Genomic DNA, 20,568 nt, shown 5'->3' with positions numbered 1-20,568 from the left:
TCGCGTCTCTACCAAGAAATGTAGGCTTATCTGAACCGTATTGGGTTATAAAGGCGAACAAAAAAAGATTTTTTTTTGCGCGCCTAATACACCCTACTTTAGCAACAAATTATATCCTTTCCGTTTACTTTGGAATGATTTAAAAGGTGATTGAAAAAACTCTGAACCTTTGTTCATACAAAATATATAATTCCGATGCTAACGGATTTGATATTACCATTACCAATTACCAATTATTAATTACAACCACTCTACTTCTTTTCTTTCTCCAACTAATTTACAATATACATCTTCAGTTTGTTGGGCGATTTTAGGCCAGTTAAACCGTCTTTCCAAATCCTCATAAGCATTATCTATCAACCATTTCTGATAACCAGGATTTTTCAAAACTTCTAAGATTCCCCAAGCTAAAGAATCTGGATTATTTGTATGGGTGACTATACCTGTTTTGGTGTGTTTGACCACTTCTGGTAAACCACAGGTATCAGATACTACTACAGGTACGCGAGCAGCAAAACTTTCTAATGCAACGATACCAAATGGTTCATAAAGACTGGGAAATACAGCACAATCAGCAATTGTCTGAAATTTATCTAAATATTCATCAGTGATAAAACCAGTGAAGTAGCATTTATGAGAAATACCTAAATTCCAAGCTTGTTGTTTGAGACGATCTGAGTTACCACCACCAATAATCACAAATTTGACGTAACCTCCCATTTCCCATAAAACTTTGGGGGCTGCATCTAATAATACAGATACACCTTTCTCATGGGTCATACGACCGACATAGTAAACTATTTTTTCACCATCTTCAGCAAACTGGCGACGAAAGTCTTGACGATGAAAGGTTTCTTGATGTTGTTTCTTTTCTGGGCGAATTCCGTTGTAAATCACATCCATTTTACCCCAAGGGCTATGGAGCGCTCTTTCTACCTCCCGACGCATGTAGTCGGTACAAACAATAATTCGCCAAGCTTCATGGGCTAATGATTTTTCTTTTCCGTTAATATAACGTTGAGTTGCTGTGTAAATACCGTTATGACGTCCTGCTTCTGTAGCATGAATTGTCACTAGTAAGGGAATTTTAAAATGATATTTGAGAGCAATGGCTGCATCTCCAACAACCCAATCATGGGCATGAATAATATCAAATTGACCTTCTTCGAGGATTACTTTACCACCATGAATACCCATACTCTGGTTCATGTTGTTTACCCAGTGGAAAAAATCATTACCATGAGCAACTGGAACTCGATGTACTTTAATTCCTTCCACCACTTCATACATCGGTGCATGACCAAATTCTGGTGTTATTAAATGAACATCATGTCCCAGCTTGACTATTTCTGGATATAGCTCTGCAACATGACGAGCAATTCCCCCAACAATACGTGGTGGAAACTCCCAAGTAAGTACTAGTATTTTCATATATTTCTTATCCCCTAACTTTCAAGACCTCTCATTCCAAGTCGAATAAATAATTTTTCCAGATAAACTCAAAACAATATCAATACAAACTAAAACAAGATTAGTTGCAAAGCTTGAATATTAAGTTTAAAAACGCCATTAAAAGGTTAAATTTTTAACTTCTATGAAAGCATTTTCTTCCTACGAATAAATAATCTTGCATAACTAAAAGTAGTTTTAACACTACTAAAAGTAATATTCTACTTTTCGCGATCAACGATTTGAGTTTTTTATCAGTTTTGATGGCTTTATTTTTCTAAGAAAACTACCAGTTTCTGTTAAATATGACCTACTTGTTTGTAGTCGAAACTCTCGGAGGTATGTAAAATGATTGCGCGCCCTTTCCTTCGGAACGAGCACGCAATACGGTGTCGGCGTCTTAGAACGCACTTTAGCCCACGCTAAAGCGAACAGTGAACACCACAGGGGGGCATTTTGCGTGTTTATTGACACGCTACGCGAACGCCGGATCCAACTGAAGTTGAAGTATAGCACTACGAAGTTACGTTAGGACATGTATTAACCCTAAAAGCCACACGTATTAGGCTTTTTACTTTTTACTTTTTACTTGCGCGTAGCGCTATAACGTCTAGGCTTAATGCTAGGCGCTAATACGTCTCTAAAATTCCTCAAAACTAATGGGAATAGAAAAATTACTAACAACTTACGTTATTAGACCGATAGTTTTTGACGGAAATCATTCCAAGCAGAGCGTGCTTGCTCGTTATCTACGGTAGCTTTTTTCAGTAAAATAACACCATCTTCAAAGCCAATTACCCCGTATTCCTGATCTGTTGTTACTTGATCAATAAGTTTAACTATTCTTTCTAGTAGATGGCGATCGCCTTTAAATGCTACTTGATATTTCTGCAGTCGCCCAATATCAGCTATGGCATAATCAACCTGTATTACTTTTCGCTCGTCGTTTTCCAGTTTAAGCATAGGTAAGCGTAAAATTTCTCGACGACTGGAAAGATGAGGAACAATATAAGTTGTAGCAGAAACGCTCGCCTCCTCAGGAATTTGCGCCATTAAAGGACGCATAGCAGCTACATGACGCCATTGTTCTGGTAGAGATACATACACCCAAGGTTTAATTGAGTCGGGGATAACAAAATAAAAGGTTTGGTTGGGGTTAGATGTAAAACTAAAAAATATGGATAAGGAAATACAAGCAACCCAAAAACGACGAAATGATGGTTTAAATTTATCTGGATGTTTTGACCACCAAATAATTGCACCATAAAATAAACCCGGAACCACGCTCAAAGCGTAACGAATAGTAATTGCTAATACTGACTGACCTTTACCCAAAAATAGTTTTAGTAATGGAAAACCGGCGATCGCCCAAGCAGGTGGAGATATTGCAGGGATAAAAGCTAAGGGTAACCATTGACCTAGTAAATATCTAATAGTTCTATCAACTGGAGTTACTAGTTCTACAATTAATCGCCAAGGATTACTAACCATTCCCCAGATAATGTCCAGAGTTGATGCTTCTTGAGCATCGGTATATTGTCCAAACCTTTCCAACATGAAGCGTTTGGAAATATCCTCGGAGAATATTGGCATAATTGCATTGGTCAGCAATAACATATAACCAAAACTAAGGGTACAAACAGCTAGTCCAGCACGGGGGAAGCGTTTGCTCAAAACCATGTAAACCCCAACGCCAAATAAGCTCACCCCAGCATCTTCCCGTACAGCCAAAATTAAAATTGCTAGGAGCCAAAACAACCACCAACAACGCTTTTCCATTGCTAGCAATAGGCTAAAAATAAATAGAGGAATCTGGCTAATATCATGGAAATTACATAAGGTCGGACCAATTACCGCGTTTGCAGCATAGTAACTAGCGGTAATCATTCCCGCTAATGGTGGTTCCAAATATTCCCGCGCCAAAAAATATAAAACCACACCCCCAGCAGTAATTAACACAACCAGTAATACTGCTAAGGTTCCTGCTGTGGGAAATAATGCATAAATTGGCCACCAAATCAATAAAGCTGGGGTAAAATGCTGTCCGAGACGATGGTAGTAAACCTTTGCTATTTCCCCAGCATGGACAACATTAGTGGAAAGACTTGAAGAGAGGGAACTCTGAAAAAAGCGACCGTGAAGATTATTCCAAAAAACCTGATTAAAAATTCCCTGATCGAAAGAAGCATAAAAACTGAAATAACGATGCACTGTCAAAATTAAACAGATAATGAAAAATGCGATCGTTGCACCCACCGCGAGTCTCAAACCCGGTGTTTTTTGCCATTTCAACAACATCACTCACACTCACATTTTTATAGCGATCTTGGATTATACAGATTTCATTCGTTAGTAACTATAGACCAGCGCGACATTTTTTAGTATGACAATTTTGGCGCACGGTTAAATCAACAAAAAACAAATAAGCACTTACTGGACAATATATTTTAATATTCAACCTTAATATTCAAGATTTTGTTAAACCAAAATTTATCCGAATCGATGTCGTAGAGAAATACGTATTACAGCAATAGGAGACTTTGAATATACACACCAAAGTACCTAAATTTCAAGCTTTGCTTTCACACTCATCTTTCAAACTTATAAAACATCAAGCTCATAGAATATCTTTTTATAAGTGAATTGTTCGCAAAGCAAATTCAACTCCAATAGAACAAAACTATAAGCTTATTTATATAATATTGAGAATCTATAGCAAGTTTTATTTTTGATGACTTTTCTCCAAATAATCAAGTGATAATGTTATTTTTACAAGTGACAATGTGATATTTAAGAGTAAATATTACTTTTTACTCTCGTTCTATTATTGATTATTTACTCAGCTATTTAATTAGCTTGCTTCTAAATTAATGCAAATATCCCTAAAAATTCTGGTTGAGTAATACTTATCTATTAAGTACGTAGCTTCTAGCTGACTGCAGGTTTTTACCAACCTCTTTAATTAATTCATCTGCTACACTTAACTCTTTTAAGGTTGCAACTAGATGTTCAAATACTAAATCAAAATGTTCATCTTTTAATCCACATTGTTCGACTAATTTTTTATGTGCAGTCCGTAAAGAACGACCTCTATAGTAAGCACTACCACCAAATGCAAAGATTAGGAAAGCTGCCTGATTTTCCCGCTGTTTCTTCATATCTACCCCAGCAAAAAAACGATTGATTCGCTTATCCTCCATAATTTTAAGATAGAATTTATCTACAGTAGCTTCCACTGCAGCTTCACCACCAATCCGTTCAAATAGTGTACTCATGTTATTGGTCAGTTTTTAAAAATCGTATCAAACACAAACGAATCAAACTATTTTACTATTTTTTATTTTTGTATACTATATTTTCTATTAACAGTCATGAATTCTATAATGGGACTGTAAATCACAAATAAGTATTCGGTAAAAACAGCAATATCTGCTTATTTATTAATAAATAAAGCGATTTTACCTTTTCATTATTATGAAAAATTACACCATATAATCTACTTCAAGCATATAAAAGCTCGAAGCTTCAGTTGACGATATAAACTTTTATTTACATTGCTGGAGATACTAATTCTCCAAAGAACATTTTTAGCTTAAGTACTTACTATTATTTATAGTAATACATTTTTAATATGAATCAATCAAAAAAATCAAATTAAATTTTGCACGCATGTTTCAAGGTAAATCCTGAATATTAGCAAACACTTTTAAAATCCACTCATAGATTTATTTTTTATATGTAGCCAGTACTAAGATATGTTTCTGGTATGTAGAAAATATCTGCTAATGATGTGTCATCTACCATCATCAATATTTCTTATTTCTTGATAGGTGTAAATTTATCTGTATAGAGATAATTAAATCTATGGAAATAAAAATATCAACTTCGGGCAATAAAGTATAAAATAGCCTCAAGAGACTTGTTTGACGAATTTGTTTGACAACTAAATTTCCAAAAAAATAATCTTGATAGTCTAGTGGTTTGGAGGAGTTTACTACTATTCTGTCTAGAATTTTTGGCTTATAAATATTATCAAAAAATCTTGATTTATTTGCCAAAGTATGATGGAAAAATTGTAATTTCTATAATTTTCAGAGGGGTTTTATGTTTACAACAGCAATTGTTGTGTTAGTTTTCTCTGCAATTCAATCCTTGTTTGGAATGGGTTTGCTAGTATTTGGTACTCCTACCATGTTGCTATTCGGGAATGACTTTTCATTTACTTTAGCCACTCTTTTACCTCCATCAATTACCATTAGCTCTTTGCAATTGTTTAAAGACCGCGACAACATAGATCGGAAAATGGCAATGAACTTTATAATATTTTGTCTTCCTTTTGTTGCCTTGTCTTTGGGTTATTATTTATACACAAAAATCAAATTAAAGCTAGAATTGGGAGTCGCGATTTTTCTGATTATTTCCTTATTGCTCAGAACAGTACCCTCTTTTGAAAAAAGGATGCAAGAAGTAGTTTTACAATTCCAAAAACCATTTTTGGTCGTGATGGGGGTTGTCCATGGTTTTACTAATATGGGTGGAGCATTACTTTCTGTTTTTTCCAGCAGTCAATATACCAGTAAAGAAAAAGTTCTTAACTGTGTAGCTTTTTGTTATTTATTTTTTGCGCTTTTCCAAATCATTGTCCTTGCAATATTTCAGCCAGAAGTTTTTTCGATTAATACATTATTATTTTCCCTAGCTGCTGCTATTATTTATTTAACTTTGGGAAGATTTTTGTTTAGCAGTACTTCGCAAAGTTTTTATAAGAATTTATTTTCTGGATTTATGTTGATCTACGCCATACTATTAGTTATCAAAGGTTTAGGTTAGTTATCAAAGGTTTAGGATTAATGCCTCATAAATGACTAGGACTGCTGGGCAGAAGTAAAAAGTAAAAAGTAAAAAGTTAGAAGTGCTGTATTATCTAGATTTTAGGCTTGATAAATGGTTGCTTTATTGCCCCAAGCTGCTATGGAACGGGGGAATGAAAAGGAAAAATTAAAAGTAGGAAGAAGATTTAATAAATTTATTTATTATCTACAATCATTAATTTTCTTCTTTTACCTATCTATTTTCCATCCCCCATCAGCAATTAGTAATTCTCAATTCTCAATTACCAATTACCAATTAATAATTACCAATTAATAATTAACCGACTCTAGTAACTTCTTTCCCTAAATCTTGAAACATTGGAGTACTAAGATAACGCTCCCCAAAGGATGGTTGAACCATAACAATCAAACGTCCAGCATTTTCCGGACGCTGACCTATTTTAATAGCTGCACATAAAGCAGCACCAGAAGAAATACCAGATAACAAACCTTCTTCTCGTGCTAGACGTCTACCCATAATCATTGCTTCTTCATCACTAACAGTGACAACTTCATCAATCAAATCTTGACGCAGCACTTCTGGAACAAATCCAGCACCAATACCTTGAATTTTGTGTGGTCCCGGTTGTCCACCGGAAAGTACTGGGCTATTTGTTGGTTCAACTGCAATAACTTTAAAAGTACTTTTGCGTTTTTTGAGTACTTCTGCAACTCCGGTAATTGTACCACCGGTACCGACACCCGCAACAAGAAAGTCTACTTCACCATCTGTATCGCTCCAAATTTCTTCTGCGGTGGTTTCGCGATGAATTTTTGGGTTTGCAGGGTTGCGGAATTGTTGCAAAATAAAAGCATTATCTGTCTTTTCGGCGATTTCTTGGGCTTTATTAATTGCACCGCGCATCCCTTCGCTAGCTGGTGTTAATTCTAGATCTGCTCCATAAGCACGCAGCATCGCTCGTCTTTCTATACTCATGCTTTCCGGCATTGTCAAAATTAAACGGTAACCCCGTGCTGCTGCAACCATCGCGAGTCCAATTCCGGTATTTCCAGATGTTGGTTCGACTAAAATATTTTTTCCTGGTTCAATTAAACCTTCTGCTTCTGCGGCGTTAATCATGCTTGCAGCAATTCTATCTTTGACGGAAGCCGCAGGATTCATACCTTCAAGTTTAATAACAATTCTGGCGACACATCCTTCACTTTGAGGAATTTTTCCTAACTCAACTAAAGGAGTTTTTCCAATTAGTTCTGTTACGTCTTTAGCAATGCGCATTTTTAGAACCCCTTAAATTATAGATTTAATAATCTAACTAATGTTCAAACGATTTTTATTTCATATCATTTTTTACATTACAGCAATTTCTACCAATAATAGAACATGTACAAGTAAGGATTACCTATAGTTTTTGAACATTTAAATTGCTTAACAGTTGACTCTTACCATTTAATCTAAAATATAAAGTACTTTCAATGCATATAAAAATTTGCGATGTCTCTCAGATATATTGGATTTAATATTTTGATTTACACTGTTTTTACTTCCAATATTATTCATATTTAATACTGTAATTTTACCGGAAAATAAAAATATATATTGTATTAAGAATTAGACTAAATACCATAATTCAATATTTTTCATAAAAGTTTAGATGTTTTTACTAATTATAGAGTGTATATTCACAACTTTGATTTATGCAATGAGTACACTTGATTTACGAATATAAAAAATTAGTAAGTATTTAAATAGCATGAGTTAGGTCTATTTAACTAGAGTACAGTAATTCTCAGACTCCCATCCAAAAAAACTAGTACCATAGCGATAAATTACTAGTACCCATACCCCATATTTTTTTTTCCTAGTTATCTAGTCAGAGTTTCCAACTTTGAGTACAAACTTAATAAATTTAATAATTTTAATCTGCCAACTGTAAAAAATTGTATTGTCATGCAGCTGATATAAAAACGTTAGGATTTACGCAGAGATTCCCCTCTACCCCCCTTTACGGGGGGGATTTCTTAATTCTCTTCTATAGTTAAGTTAAATCCTTGCAGGCATGGTTTAAGGCTTATTTATCTCTAAGAAGTCATATATGTTATTGACTAACATACCATTTTTTTGAACAATATAATTATTGTATATTGAATAGCAAGTATGGGCAGCAAGAAGCAGTATTTTAGTTTCATTAATTCTTGTTGTATTCGTATATTTCCAGATATTATATTTCAAGGGAAAATATTACTCATAATATTGCTCTCCATTATCAAGCCTATGAGTAAAAATACTTTGAGGTAGAGTCAGAATGAAATGTAATATTTTACAGCTTCTCAAGGTTGCATTTATCAGTTTTGTGGTGTGTATGCCAGGATTATTAGTATTTTCTGTCGTTTGGCAACAGCACCTCAAACTTGTTGCGAGTAATAGTTTACTTTGCAGTAATACTAATCTTTTAGAGAAGATATTTATGTGCTCGCAATATGCTCAATTTATTAATATTTTAGGATTAGTATTGGGATTTTCTCTACTTTTTTTCGGGATATTAGTATTTTTAGTTGATGGATATTTAGAATATCGTGCGACTGAACGGCAGAAAATAATTGAAAAATTAGAGAGAATTTATCATATTCATTATTAAGTTACTAACGCACATTTTCCAAAATGTAGAAATAGGATAATCAGTCATAATCGCAATTATTTATCTGGTCAATTACTCCATTTCAATTTTGACCCGGTAGTACTATAATGTCCCAAAACAAATGACACAAGAAAATCCAAATCTACAGATACCATCAGAACGTCAAAACGAATATTTTCAATTAATCGATAAATTACTTAAAGCTCCTAATGGTCAAGAACCAGAAGTATTGCAAGCTAATTCAGAATTAATTGATGCTGATTTTATTCGTACAGCCCTAAGAGTAGCCACAATATTTGCTCATGAAGGTAATCAAGAAGGAGCAAAATTTTTAATCCATGTTGCTCGCGAGCTCTCTAAAGAATTGGGGTTATATCCTGATGTTTCCCAAGGTTCTAAAAAAGGTAATTAGTAATGCTATTAAATTCAACTGACGCAGGAAAAATAGCATTAGAGTTTCTGATGTCTGAGTGGAGTATCCCAGAAAAATATCAGGGATGGTTCACCATATTTAGTTCTCGTCTTTTGGGTGTTAGTTGGTATGTTGTCGAGCTTGGAATCGAAGGTTTACCGGACAGGTGGTATTTGCAAGTATACGATACTGGAGAATGCGATCCAAACTATACATTCAATTCTCCTGTACCTGTCACCGAAAATAATACAGACCTTGAAAGCTTACCTGAATTAATTGCGCAAATGTTAGCAGCAGAACGTAATATGCGATAGTCTACAGTGGCTTGAAATTAGGTGAGATATCAAATGTTTTAATTTGGGGAATAGAGAATAGGGAACAGGGAATAACAAGAAAATAAAGTATTATATTAATTCCTTCAATAAATGATGAAATATAGAGCTTTAATTGGTACTTCATTAGATTGTAAATAAGCCTTGTACCTGACTTTCTCTACACAGTTATTTTGAAGCTTTTTATATCTATAATCAGAATAATTAATTAAATATTTTTAAAATTCCTCTTATTTAGGATTACTGTATACAATTTTAAACATCATAAAAGTTATTTTTATAGATATAAAAATATTACTTTTATTTTTGAATAAACTTATATAAGGACTTACGCACTCGTTACCTTAGCATAGCGAGTCCCGAAGGGACTTATTTCCATTAGCGGATCCGTAAGGCGCGTCTCAGGCTCTAGCGTGACCGCAAGGTCATTGGTTTGGGATTGCTATTTTCTTGAGTAAACGCTGAACCTCACCTACGGTGTTTGCACGCGCTTACAGCGTTTGTTGACGCACTCCGTGAATATCTCTGGTGCTCCTTGAACGCGCTTACAGCGAACACATCCGCTAGGATGCTTTCAAACGCCGACGCCACAGGCTCTAACTACGTTACCTTAGCTTCGCTACCTGCGGAACGGATCTGCTGTCGCCGCAGGCTCTGCTGTTTAGGCTTTATGCTAGTCTATTTTTGCAATGACTGTCTTTACGTTGTCAGCGCATAAGTCCTGAAGCTTTTTTAATAAATTCATTGAATAAGTTTAGGTGTTTTAAAGTATGTACCCTTTCATTCTCAAATACCAAAACATTAATAATATTTTTTTGAATTTTTATGTGTGATAAAGATTCACTTTAGTTGTAAAGTGTAAAACATGCAAAAAAAAGCTACATAAATACCATTTAATAGAAGATTTACTATTAACAAAATAGGAATTTAAATAAGAATAAATAATAGGTATTATTAGTTTTTGTTGTCACTTAAAAATTAAAAATAGAACAATTATTATTTAATAAATAATTTAGAAAAAAATAAGCATAAAGACATACTTAACTGTAGAGAAATCAAGATAATAATATGCTATATTAATATTGTGATAGGCGCTACATAAAGATGTTTTGTAATGATTAAAGAAGACATCCTAGCCAAAGAATTCACAAGACTTGTCTATCTGTATTATCCAAAAATTGGTAAGTTACTAGATAGCTGCTATGTGAAAGTAATAACTAGTTATTGGGGCAGACCAAGAAAACGTCTTCAATATATAGGGATTTACTGTTGTGAGGAAATATTACCCTATATAGAAACAAAGAAAAATATTCTCAGAGAAATCGCAGGAAATATGGGATTAGCTCAGGTAGTTTTTTTAAACTCTTCCCGCCTCTTGCGAGATCCAATGTCGAAACTAAAACATGCAGATCCGCGTTTATGGTTCGATTTGCATTTGCTTGAAGTCTAAAAAAAACGGCGATCGCAAATAATGAAAACCGGAATTTTCTGTAACTACGAAAATTATCATCAGGATACCCGTCGTGCCATAGAGGAGCAGGTGTCGCTGGTAAAATATGCCCAAACTCTAGACTTTGAAGAAGCTTGGGTCGCAGAACGTCATTTTAATGACTTTAATCTCAGTCCTTCTATTTTGGTGCTATTGGCTCATTTGGCGGGAATGACATCGACTATCCGGTTAGGCTCAGCAGCAGTGTTGCTAGCGTTTCATAACCCTATTCGTGTCGCCGAAGATATTGCTACTCTTGATAACTTATCCCAAGGAAGATTAGCCCTCGGTATTGCTAAAGGTGGACCTTTCCCCGAGCAATATAAACATTTTGCCACGGATATGAGTGAATCTCGTGCCAAAGCATTAGAAGCAATGGCGCTGGTTCATAAACTTTTATATGAAACTGAAGTAACCTTTAATGGGCAATATTATGAATGCGATCGAGTAACGGTTCATCCAAAACCCATACAAAAACCAATTCCGACCTATATAGCTAGCGGAGACGATCGGGCAATTACTTTTGCTGCAAAATATTCCTTTGGTTTGATGGGGGGACCTCCATTTGCATTGGAGAGATTAAAGCAAACCATCGCCAAGTATCGCAGTATTAATTCTAGTGGTGTGGAAAAATTCATCTTGGCGCGTTTCTTCTTTGTCGCTGAGACTCAAGAGGAAGCATTAAATCAGGCTTTACCTTTTATTCGCTCCTTCAGCAAAAAAATGCAAGCTAATGCTGCAGTAATGCAGCAAAACAACAAGAATCAATCCAAGTTATTCAACCGCAACAATATTTGTTACGACGAGGACTATTTACTTAGTAATTCAATTATTGGTGATGTCTCTCACTGTCGAGACCAAATCAAGAAGCTCAAAGATCAACTGGATCTAGAGACTTTACTGCTTAAACCTTGTTCTGCTAGCTTGCAAAAAAACCTTGAAAGCCTCCAACGCTATAACCAACAGGTACGGACTTATGTTTGATTGGGGACTGGGGACTGGGGACTGGGAAAATGATAGATATCTCGATCCAATTCCTAATCCCTAATCCCTAATCTCCAATTCCTAGTCCCTAACTCTACTAAGGGGTTATCAAGATGGAAAAATCTTTCCTTTCTCCGGACGATCTACCACCAGAGAGTAAGACTCTTAACGACCAACTATTGCGTCGAGAATTAGAAGAATTCACTTCCAAACTGTTCTTGCAAGCTTGCGATCGCATTACGCGAGTTTTGCTATCTCATTGTCGTTGGCGAATTGCAATCAAGTTATTACCTTTGACTCTGATAATTCACTGCCCAGATATGGAAACTTACTGGTATATACTCAACGATATCCCACAATTGGGTAATCGTCTTGAAAGATTTACCAATAAGGCTAAAATCCGAGTTTATCCTCCACAAGGTCAAGGAGCACCATTTGAAATCAAAGTGGATGAAATTCCACTTTATGGAGATTGGCTCTAGTACCGCTGCGCGGAAGTAAAAAGTCAAAATAGCTCCGCTGACAAAAGTCAAAATTACTATTTTTTTCTAGCTTTGACCTTTTAAAAATAGGTGCTTTATTTCCGCTGCGATGTACTGGTTAATTTCTAAGTACGTTTGAGCGTGAGGAGTTTCTAGAGTAACGAGTAAAGAGTAAGAAGTTGGGTTGATACGCGGATGGGTTCAGACTTTGGTGTGTAGGGGTTATTTATTACTGTGCGCAATACCTAGAGCTGCGCTACCTACGGTTAAGCCTTACAGCATGCTGCGCTAACGGCGTAAGCCGCGTGCAATCCAGTACGCTGACGCTATCTACGCTAACATTACTCGTTACTCAATTGAGTATATATATTTAATGTTACATCCTGTATGTCTCAGGGGAGATTTGCTTGGAATCGCTTTAATTTATTATAGGTGTGAGTATTGTTTTGCAAAGTCTTGATTTTAAAGGCTTCGCCCCGCTCTGCTAACATCTGTCAAGACGCGGTCTGTTCTGACTCCTGACTCCTAACTCCTAAAGGATAAAGCTTCTAGGAGAGAATTTTGAGAGAAAAAAAACCCAGTCTGGTGAGACTGGGAAGATGTCTTTGCTGTCCAGGGTTTCCATTCTATTTTAGTTATTTAATTATGCTATTTGTAGTAGTTTATATTACATTAATTACGTAGTTATATTAAAGTAAGGCTATATTTATTTAAACTATTCTTGAAGAAAACATTTTTATATTTCAAAGTTTGTAGATAATGTTTTTTGAAATACTTATTTGTGATTCATGGGTAATTGGTAATTGGTAATGGGTAATTGGTAATGGGTAATGGGTAATGGGTAATGGGTAATTGCTTGGAAATCACCAATACCCAATCTCCAATTCCTAATCCCCAATCCTTGATCGCTACTCATCTATTTGCCAAGCATCTTTGGTAATTTCTTCATCTAAAATTCTCTTAGGACGGATAATCACAACTATACGACCAAGTATCGATACTTCTGGCTGTGTTTCAAACCACTGAAAATCAATTTGTGAATTATCACCTGTAGAATTTTCTACAGCAAAATAACTATTAGCATCCCATTCTGTTTGGGCGCGATCAATTACTACTAGTACTGATTCGGGAGAAGTTTGAGTATCAGTTGGGAGTACATCGCTATTACAAATAATAACTACTGGATCTTGAGCATTTAATATTACTTGCCAACCAGGTAAAGCTACCCAAGTTTGTTCGCCACTAGATTTAACTATCCCAAAAACACCTTCCTCTTTAAATGAGGGAACTGCTTGTAATTCTGAAGGGGATAAAGGTAATTCCCCAACGACAGCGACTAACCGGGGTAAGTCAGATTCCGATTCGGGACGATACAAAGGTAAATGGGGAGCTGGTTTTTTTGGAACAACGGTAAAATCAGTTAATAATTGTTCTACTTGTTTTCTTGCACTATCTGAAGCAGCAAATTTTAAACCTTTAGCAATTAAACGAGAACGTTCTTGTAAATCAGATTTCTGACGAGCTAATTTCCAACATTGGTAAGCTACTGCATCCCCTGGATGTTGGGAAAAACCAACTGGTAACTTTGGTAAACGAGAAAAATCTTTGATTGCTCTAGCAACTTCTCGGGCTGAATCCATATCCAGTTGGTGATGGTGGGTTAACTCAGCTGCTGTTGCTCGCTCTTCTTGGGTAAGCATGCGTAATTCATATAATATATCGCTTCCCCTTTGCCAATAATGCGATCGCACTGCTTCTGATGCGTTCGCTTTTACTATAGAATGATAGACTTGTGCGCCAACAATCACTTGGTTTTGTTGAATTGGTTCAAAACCGGTTGCCTCAAAAATTATTTGGGGACTATAACCTGATTTTTGTAATTTGGCGATTTCTTCCCCCCATTCTACCCAGTTACCTTGTTTTTGCCGCAGTTTTTGCAGCAGTTGTTGAGATTGTGCTTCAGTTAAATTATCTGAATCTTGGGGATTAGGCGGTAGATTTGTCATAGAACCAATTTACAAGTTTTTTCCAATTTACAAGTTGTTTGGTTTTGGTAAAGCTTTGCTGTTTTTGCGATTACCTGTGAGGCTCAAAGCTTGTAGAACTCAAATGTGTAATCCACACCATTTTCTACTACCCGGTACATCGCAAATATTAAATTTTAATTAAGTAGTGACTAATGACATGCTTATAAAATCGGTTATAAAATATGTAACCAATATCTGTAGAGAATATGCTGTAATTCGCAAATTATACTAATTTCAAAGGTAAATTTAGTATGGAATGTCACAACGACAGCATAGATAAGTAAAGATTTATCTTTTATGGATAATTCCCCCGAACTCGATAAAATTAGTCGTCAATTAATGACTTCACCACGACGAAAAAAACAAAAAATACTTGTAGTAGATGATGAACCGGACAATCTCGATCTACTTTATCGAACTTTTAGACGTGATTTTCAGGTCTTAAAGGCTGATAGTGGTATCAGTGCTTTGGATGTTTTAGCTACAGAAGGAGAGGTTGCTGTTATTATCTCTGACCAAAGAATGCCAGAGATGAAGGGAACTGAGTTTCTGAGCAAAACATTACCCCAGTTTCCTGATACTGTCCGGATTATTCTCACTGGTTTTACTGATATTGAAGACTTGGTTGATGCTATTAATGCCGGTCAAGTTTATAAATATATCACTAAGCCTTGGGATCCGGATGAACTCAAAGCGGTGGTGCAGCGTGCTGCAGAAACTTACGATCTACTCAAACAAAGAACGGAAGAGTTACGACGCGCGAATGCTCAAATCGGTTTGCTGAAAAGTTTGGTAGAAATTACCAAGTCTGCAACTAATTTAGATACAACTCTCGATCCCATTGTCCAAGCTTGCGGGAGAAATTTTGCTGCTGATGGTTGTATTTTACAACTTGTAAAAGATAGTAAACTTCTCTCTAGTCAAGCGATCTACTCTCAATTAGGAACTATAAAAAACTGGCTTGATGCAGATCCTCTGACTGCTGAAGCGATCACAACTGGAACAATCCAAGTTTGTGCGAATATCTCGAAGGATGGAAAACTCAGTCAGCTAGAGCATTATGTTGCAACTGGAATCCAAGCTCATTTAATTGTTCCGATTACTTATAAAACCGAAGTTTTAGGCGTTCTTTCCCTACAGTGGAAAAAGCCCTCAAGTTTACCAGAAGAGGAACTCAAAATAATACATATATCAGCTCAACTACTGGCGATTGTTTTCGGTTGTGCTTGCGATCGTAAATAATGTAGACGCAAGTAAATCGCGTCTTTCACAGGTTTTATCGCATGTACGATCAAGTTCACTCTATTTTTGACCGCATTGCTCCAGTTTACGACCAACTTAATGATTGGTTAAGTTTGGGACAACATCGGATTTGGAAAGAAATGACGGTGAAATGGAGTCGCGCTAGTAGGGGAAATACTTGTTTAGATTTGTGTTGTGGTAGCGGTGATTTAGCTTTTCGTCTGGCGCGCCGGGTGGGAAAATCTGGAAAAGTCTATGCTGTTGATTTTTCTGCGCAGTTGCTAGGGATTGCTAAACAACGCTACCAATCTCAGTATCCTCAGCCTTCAATTACTTGGATCGAGGCTGATGTCCTTGATTTACCTTTTGAGGATAATCAATTTGATGCTGCGACCATGGGTTATGGTTTAAGAAATGTAAAGGATATTAGTCTTTGTTTAAAAGAAATTTATCGGGTACTCAAACCGGGTGGGACTGCGGCTATTTTAGATTTTCATCGTCCCCAGAGTCCTTTAATGAGAAGTTTTCAGGAATGGTATCTCAATAATATTGTGGTGAATGTTGCCACCAATATGAACTTAAAGGAAGAATACGCTTATATTAGTCCGAGTTTGGATTGTTTCCCCATTGGGTCGGAACAGGTAAATTTATCCCTTCAAGTTGGTTTTGAGCAAGCTGTCCACTACCCGATCGCAAATGGTGTTATGGGGGTTTTGGTGGTGAGGAAGTAAGGAGTAAGGAGTAAGGAGTAAGGAGTAAAGAGTAAAGAGTAAGAAGTAAAGAAAGAAGCAAGGAGTAATGAGTAGCGATCGCGTAACTTATCTTGTCTTTAACCTGTAATAAATTATTTTTTGTAATACCAATTTAGAAAAATAATGCGAAAAATAAATTTTTTTACAGACGTTCAACTGAACTTCTGAACTTCTCTACCGAGGAATGTGTTGCAATCATTTATTGAATTGGTATAAGTCACTTACTCTCAATTGCTTGCACCATTCTCAACTAGTCCAACGAACCACCTAGGAATAAATTCCCAGTCTCATAGATAAAGTCTGATAAATCAGACTGGGAAAGAGTTATATTCTGTGGACACGGTATGCTGAGAGTGCGTTTTAACGTACGCCGGATTACAGCAAGTTATCAGTTACTTCTTACTCATTACTGTGCGCAATACTTACAGTACGCTTACGCTAGGTCGCACCCCGCTACGCTAACATTACTCATTACTTATTACTCATTACTCCTTATTCTGTTACAGCGATACGTCAGAAGTTTTCCTAAAATAGTGTATATTCATGTGCTTTTTTTTGAGCGCATCTTACGTTTCTAAAAGATCCTGACATATTGTGGATTGGTCTAACATCTGGCTCTATATAACTCCCCCGGTTGCTGGGGGGATTATCGGTTATTTCACTAACGATTTAGCCATAAAAATGCTGTTTCGCCCTTACCGAGCGATTTATATCGGTGGTCGAAGGGTTCCCTTTACTCCCGGTTTAATTCCCCGCAATCAAGAACGGTTGGCGAAAAATATTTCCAACACGATCATGAATTCCCTGCTGACTCCGGATGAAATTCAAAATCTGGCGCGGCGATTATTACAAACAGAACGGGTACAAGCTGCTATTCTTTGGTTGTTAAGAATGGCGCTGGATCAAGTTCAATTAGATAAGGAACAAAAAACAGCCAGAATTGTTGCGGGAATTTTACGGGATTTGTTGGGGGAGTCTTTACCGCGTCTGTTAAAGGTTTTGGCGCGACGTGAAGATTTTTTGGAAGCCCAAATTAACCAGATTTTTGACCAGGTTCTGTTAGAGTTTACCCTGAGTGAGGAACAAGCTGATCGCCTTGCTGATTGGTTGCTTCATGTTGTTTTACCTCCAAATACTATTAGGGTGGCGATCGTCGATTTTTTGACCGATCGCACGATTCAAACCATTGATGACAGCTTTCGGGAAAAAACCAGTGGTACTTATTGGGTGGTTGCAAATTTATTTGGTTTGCGTAATAGTTTGACTCGTTTGCGTACCTATTGTTTGGATGAGAAGGACGCTACCAATAATCGCATCGAGGAATTAGTGAAGGATCTAAAGGTAAGGGAACGTCTGAAGGAATTTTTGCAAAATTTATCTTTACAAAATTTACCGGTAGGTACGGTTCGTCAATTACGAAAAACAACGCGCGATAGCGTTCGTCAATACATGCAAACCCGTGGTAGCGATGTTTTAAAGGGGTTTAGCGATTCTCTTAATTGGGAGCATATTGCGGTTTTGTTGGTGAAGCGTCTGAGTAATTCGGAGGTTGTTAATTCTTCTTTAGAAGTTGTCAGTAAAGAGTTGGCTTTAATTTTAGAAAGATATTTAGAAAAAGATTTAGAAAAAATTGTGATCCAGACAATTCCGATTTTGTCTATCGACCAAGTGATTATCAATCGCGTTAAATCAACTTCTCCTGCTGATTTAGAAAATGCGATCGAGGGAATTGTCAAAAATGAATTGCAAGCAATTGTCACTTTGGGGGGAATTTTAGGTTTGGTGGTTGGATCGATGCAAACCGTTTTATTACTGTTTAGGAATTTTTGATGGGGTTGGGGATTTGGGATTGGCGATTTGGGATTGGTGATTGGGGATTAGGTAGTAACGGATGCGGATTAACAACGGATGGAGGATTAGTAACGGATGGGGTGAAAAATGGATATCTATTTTCCCCTTATCTACAGGAATCAGAAATTAAGTGATAAAGATTTGTCAATTTAGCGAGTAAGTTGGGTTTAAGTGAAGGAACCCAACAAAAAAATCATTATACAGGTTTACACTCCACCAATCCTAGTGATTAACAATCAAACCAGATAAACAATTTCTTCCGATTAACCCAAAGTACAAAAACAAAACCTTACCTCCCTTCCCACCACACTCACATGACGGGGTGATTTTAGCATCTCTGTACACGAAAAATTTCTACACATAATTTTTTCTGGAACGATATTCCGCCAAATACCACTGCATTAATTGCTGTTCACCCCATACAGACTTATTTTCTCTCTTAAATTAATATTTTCTGTCGCAGACAGAATCATAATACTAAAAATAGTAGCTAAATCTAAACTTAGCTAATAATTTATAGTGACAATACACTAGTACTAAAAAATCTGTGAAAATAATTTTGTCAAACTTTCATGACAGAATTTAAATTATTGTATTTCAGCTATTCCGAACGACTAAATGTAGCCTAGAACTCTTGTATATAAAAGCTAAGAGCAATACATTAAGTATCAATCTAACAGATGAATTGCGTTTCGAGTAAAGTAAATTTGCTCGTGGTAGATAAATGTATGAATTATTGGTGCATAAGTTAATTATGGTCATACCTATTAATTATTGAAGGGACAAAAAACAATTGAAACCTAGTTTTCATAGGTTATATATTCAACTAATTCAAATAGTATTTGAAGTTGTAATTTGCTTTAACGCATATTTACAGTGATAAATTATCCTACTTGTTAATAGTGGGTTTGTTTTAAGTTGGGTATTTATTGTTTTATTTTTGTCTTATTGCTATTAGCCAATTTTATATAAATTGGTGCAATTTAAGTTTTCCAATAAGATTAATTCAAGGAGCAAATATTATGGATAATGCAACTTTAGAGCAATTCAGACAAGAAATGGTGGTTTTAATGGAGGATACTCTTAGTCAAGCTGAGTTCAGTGCTTTATACAAAAAATATGGATTTTCAGGTGAAGAATTAGAAATTCCAGTAGTAATTAATGTTGACAAAATCAACAAGATAAATAATACACAAGAATTGTCTACAAGTAGTGTTTCACAAACATTTATTGGAGAGGAAATAACTCTATTAGTTTGTTGTATTATGAATGGTCAATTATGTTGTAAGCCCAAGTCATATTGTTAGTAAGATTCTTATTATATAGGAATCATATTTGAATTTTGAAAATATACTGAGACTCAAAAGCTTATGTTGCAAGCCTAAAGCCTAAAAACTCTTTCAAGAATCAAACCGGATTCCTATATATTTGATTATGATATAAGGACCTTTATAAAATTCATACTGTTTAGCAAGCCCTATGTTCTAAATTAATTGGGCTTGATTTATTTAGGGAAATTATTTTTATTTGATATAAACAAGTTAGGCTCTTCGGTACTTAGTATGCTAAAAAGTTAATTTAAAAATCTGAAAACTAGGCTGTACAAGGAAAATTGACTATAAAAGCTAACATTTTAACCTTTTGACACGATTTCGGTATTTAAACCTTTATTTTGAAGTCTATCTATGATTTTTAACTAATAGTTTGGCATAACAGGTACTGAAGAACCACAAGTTATCATTTTTCGCTTTCTAGTAAGATTTATGTAAGACATTCACTCAAATGCATTAGTCCACTAAAATAGAATAAACCTTGTATTACAATTAGGTATGTCTATTAAATATGTGAGCCCAAAACACAAAACACTTGGCTATTTATTTACTTCTTGTAAAGCTAAGTATGCGTGCATGTGTACAATGTTTTTGATGATTGTCAAACGAAAAATTTTGTGTATTAATCTAGATTTGACAGTAATAGAATTAATGGAAAACTTCGTTATCTAACATTAATTTTTGATAAAGGTTAAATCTAAACTACTGATGTGAATATACTTTAGTACAAGTGTGGTTTATAGCCACTG

The 20,568-nt window shown here is 35.7% G+C and carries 18 protein-coding genes; 12 read left to right on the top strand and 6 right to left on the bottom strand.

Annotated elements, in window-relative coordinates; genetic code table 11:
- Positions 1-240: 240 nt before the first annotated feature.
- From QNJ50_RS01835 to QNJ50_RS01825, 3 genes are all read right to left on the bottom strand, one after another.
- Entirely contained in the window at positions 241-1,431 is a 1,191-nt protein-coding gene (locus QNJ50_RS01835) for a glycosyltransferase family 4 protein (RefSeq protein WP_300631399.1), read from the bottom strand.
- Between the two features lie 711 nt (positions 1,432-2,142).
- Positions 2,143-3,747 carry a DUF2079 domain-containing protein gene (locus QNJ50_RS01830; protein WP_300631397.1) on the bottom strand — a complete coding sequence of 535 codons (1,605 nt, stop codon included), beginning with the start codon at positions 3,745-3,747 and terminating at the stop codon, positions 2,143-2,145.
- A gap of 608 nt (positions 3,748-4,355) precedes the next feature.
- Entirely contained in the window at positions 4,356-4,724 is a 369-nt protein-coding gene (locus QNJ50_RS01825) for a group 1 truncated hemoglobin (RefSeq protein ID WP_300631395.1), read from the bottom strand.
- A gap of 829 nt (positions 4,725-5,553) precedes the next feature.
- On the opposite strand from QNJ50_RS01825, the gene QNJ50_RS01820 reads away from it, so the two are divergent.
- Positions 5,554-6,279, top strand: a complete 726-nt coding sequence (locus QNJ50_RS01820) for a TSUP family transporter (protein ID WP_300631393.1) — start codon at positions 5,554-5,556, stop codon at positions 6,277-6,279.
- A gap of 318 nt (positions 6,280-6,597) precedes the next feature.
- On the opposite strand, the gene cysK is transcribed toward QNJ50_RS01820, so the two are convergent.
- Positions 6,598-7,557: a cysteine synthase A gene (gene cysK / locus QNJ50_RS01815; RefSeq protein ID WP_300631392.1), complete on the bottom strand. Its 960-nt coding sequence runs from the start codon at positions 7,555-7,557 to the stop codon at positions 6,598-6,600.
- A gap of 1,027 nt (positions 7,558-8,584) precedes the next feature.
- Here cysK and QNJ50_RS01810 point away from each other — a divergent pair.
- The 6 genes from QNJ50_RS01810 (at position 8,585) to QNJ50_RS01785 (ending at position 12,616) form a co-directional block, all read left to right on the top strand.
- Complete coding sequence (locus QNJ50_RS01810; RefSeq protein ID WP_300631390.1) at positions 8,585-8,917, top strand: hypothetical protein; 333 nt, start codon at positions 8,585-8,587, stop codon at positions 8,915-8,917.
- A gap of 121 nt (positions 8,918-9,038) precedes the next feature.
- On the top strand, positions 9,039-9,329 hold the full coding sequence (locus tag QNJ50_RS01805) for a hypothetical protein (RefSeq protein ID WP_300631389.1): 291 nt from the start codon (positions 9,039-9,041) through the stop codon (positions 9,327-9,329).
- Between the two features lie 2 nt (positions 9,330-9,331).
- Positions 9,332-9,643: a hypothetical protein gene (locus QNJ50_RS01800; protein WP_300631387.1), complete on the top strand. Its 312-nt coding sequence runs from the start codon at positions 9,332-9,334 to the stop codon at positions 9,641-9,643.
- A gap of 1,132 nt (positions 9,644-10,775) precedes the next feature.
- Positions 10,776-11,111, top strand: coding sequence for a hypothetical protein (locus tag QNJ50_RS01795; RefSeq protein WP_300631385.1), 336 nt, complete (start codon positions 10,776-10,778; stop codon positions 11,109-11,111).
- A 21-nt stretch (positions 11,112-11,132) separates the two neighbouring features.
- Complete coding sequence (locus QNJ50_RS01790; RefSeq protein WP_300631383.1) at positions 11,133-12,134, top strand: LLM class flavin-dependent oxidoreductase; 1,002 nt, start codon at positions 11,133-11,135, stop codon at positions 12,132-12,134.
- Positions 12,135-12,247: 113 nt separating this feature from the next.
- On the top strand, positions 12,248-12,616 hold the full coding sequence (locus QNJ50_RS01785) for a hypothetical protein (protein ID WP_300631381.1): 369 nt from the start codon (positions 12,248-12,250) through the stop codon (positions 12,614-12,616).
- A 775-nt stretch (positions 12,617-13,391) separates the two neighbouring features.
- On the opposite strand, the gene QNJ50_RS01780 is transcribed toward QNJ50_RS01785, so the two are convergent.
- Positions 13,392-13,532, bottom strand: a complete 141-nt coding sequence (locus QNJ50_RS01780) for an alpha/beta hydrolase (RefSeq protein WP_300631379.1) — start codon at positions 13,530-13,532, stop codon at positions 13,392-13,394.
- On the bottom strand, positions 13,525-14,622 hold the full coding sequence (locus QNJ50_RS01775; protein WP_300631378.1) for a RuBisCO accumulation factor 1: 1,098 nt from the start codon (positions 14,620-14,622) through the stop codon (positions 13,525-13,527). The genes QNJ50_RS01780 and QNJ50_RS01775 overlap by 8 nt, the downstream gene beginning before the upstream one ends.
- Positions 14,623-14,940: 318 nt before the next feature.
- Here QNJ50_RS01775 and QNJ50_RS01770 point away from each other — a divergent pair, with 318 nt between their 5' ends.
- The 5 genes from QNJ50_RS01770 (at position 14,941) to QNJ50_RS01750 (ending at position 19,795) form a co-directional block, all read left to right on the top strand.
- On the top strand, positions 14,941-15,885 hold the full coding sequence (locus QNJ50_RS01770) for a response regulator (RefSeq protein WP_300631376.1): 945 nt from the start codon (positions 14,941-14,943) through the stop codon (positions 15,883-15,885).
- A gap of 41 nt (positions 15,886-15,926) precedes the next feature.
- Positions 15,927-16,616, top strand: coding sequence for a bifunctional demethylmenaquinone methyltransferase/2-methoxy-6-polyprenyl-1,4-benzoquinol methylase UbiE (gene ubiE / locus QNJ50_RS01765; RefSeq protein WP_300631374.1), 690 nt, complete (start codon positions 15,927-15,929; stop codon positions 16,614-16,616).
- A gap of 615 nt (positions 16,617-17,231) precedes the next feature.
- Positions 17,232-18,467, top strand: a complete 1,236-nt coding sequence (locus QNJ50_RS01760; RefSeq protein ID WP_300631372.1) for a DUF445 family protein — start codon at positions 17,232-17,234, stop codon at positions 18,465-18,467.
- Positions 18,467-18,622, top strand: coding sequence for a hypothetical protein (locus tag QNJ50_RS01755; protein ID WP_300631370.1), 156 nt, complete (start codon positions 18,467-18,469; stop codon positions 18,620-18,622). The genes QNJ50_RS01760 and QNJ50_RS01755 overlap by 1 nt, the downstream gene beginning before the upstream one ends.
- A gap of 888 nt (positions 18,623-19,510) precedes the next feature.
- On the top strand, positions 19,511-19,795 hold the full coding sequence (locus QNJ50_RS01750) for a hypothetical protein (RefSeq protein WP_300631368.1): 285 nt from the start codon (positions 19,511-19,513) through the stop codon (positions 19,793-19,795).
- The last annotated feature ends 773 nt before the right edge of the window (positions 19,796-20,568 follow it).

The sequence above is a fragment of the Mastigocoleus sp. MO_188.B34 genome, from assembly GCF_030065675.1.
Taxonomy (GTDB): domain Bacteria; phylum Cyanobacteriota; class Cyanobacteriia; order Cyanobacteriales; family Nostocaceae; genus Mastigocoleus.
This window is presented reverse-complemented; position numbering and strand designations above follow the sequence as displayed.

What these genes read in the sequence shown, in the direction of transcription:
- QNJ50_RS01800 (WP_300631387.1), top strand. Translation starts at nt 9,332, where the DNA reads ATGCTATTAAATTCAACTGACGCAGGAAAAATAGCATTAGAGTTTCTG.
- QNJ50_RS01790 (WP_300631383.1), top strand. Translation starts at nt 11,133, where the DNA reads ATGAAAACCGGAATTTTCTGTAACTACGAAAATTATCATCAGGATACC.
- QNJ50_RS01830 (WP_300631397.1), bottom strand. Translation starts at nt 3,747, where the DNA reads ATGTTGTTGAAATGGCAAAAAACACCGGGTTTGAGACTCGCGGTGGGT.
- cysK (WP_300631392.1), bottom strand. Translation starts at nt 7,557, where the DNA reads ATGCGCATTGCTAAAGACGTAACAGAACTAATTGGAAAAACTCCTTTA.
- QNJ50_RS01810 (WP_300631390.1), top strand. Translation starts at nt 8,585, where the DNA reads ATGAAATGTAATATTTTACAGCTTCTCAAGGTTGCATTTATCAGTTTT.
- QNJ50_RS01795 (WP_300631385.1), top strand. Translation starts at nt 10,776, where the DNA reads ATGATTAAAGAAGACATCCTAGCCAAAGAATTCACAAGACTTGTCTAT.
- QNJ50_RS01820 (WP_300631393.1), top strand. Translation starts at nt 5,554, where the DNA reads ATGTTTACAACAGCAATTGTTGTGTTAGTTTTCTCTGCAATTCAATCC.
- QNJ50_RS01755 (WP_300631370.1), top strand. Translation starts at nt 18,467, where the DNA reads ATGGGGTTGGGGATTTGGGATTGGCGATTTGGGATTGGTGATTGGGGA.
- QNJ50_RS01770 (WP_300631376.1), top strand. Translation starts at nt 14,941, where the DNA reads ATGGATAATTCCCCCGAACTCGATAAAATTAGTCGTCAATTAATGACT.
- QNJ50_RS01785 (WP_300631381.1), top strand. Translation starts at nt 12,248, where the DNA reads ATGGAAAAATCTTTCCTTTCTCCGGACGATCTACCACCAGAGAGTAAG.
- QNJ50_RS01805 (WP_300631389.1), top strand. Translation starts at nt 9,039, where the DNA reads ATGACACAAGAAAATCCAAATCTACAGATACCATCAGAACGTCAAAAC.
- QNJ50_RS01750 (WP_300631368.1), top strand. Translation starts at nt 19,511, where the DNA reads ATGGATAATGCAACTTTAGAGCAATTCAGACAAGAAATGGTGGTTTTA.
- QNJ50_RS01780 (WP_300631379.1), bottom strand. Translation starts at nt 13,532, where the DNA reads ATGAGTAGCGATCAAGGATTGGGGATTAGGAATTGGAGATTGGGTATT.
- ubiE (WP_300631374.1), top strand. Translation starts at nt 15,927, where the DNA reads ATGTACGATCAAGTTCACTCTATTTTTGACCGCATTGCTCCAGTTTAC.
- QNJ50_RS01835 (WP_300631399.1), bottom strand. Translation starts at nt 1,431, where the DNA reads ATGAAAATACTAGTACTTACTTGGGAGTTTCCACCACGTATTGTTGGG.
- QNJ50_RS01825 (WP_300631395.1), bottom strand. Translation starts at nt 4,724, where the DNA reads ATGAGTACACTATTTGAACGGATTGGTGGTGAAGCTGCAGTGGAAGCT.
- QNJ50_RS01775 (WP_300631378.1), bottom strand. Translation starts at nt 14,622, where the DNA reads ATGACAAATCTACCGCCTAATCCCCAAGATTCAGATAATTTAACTGAA.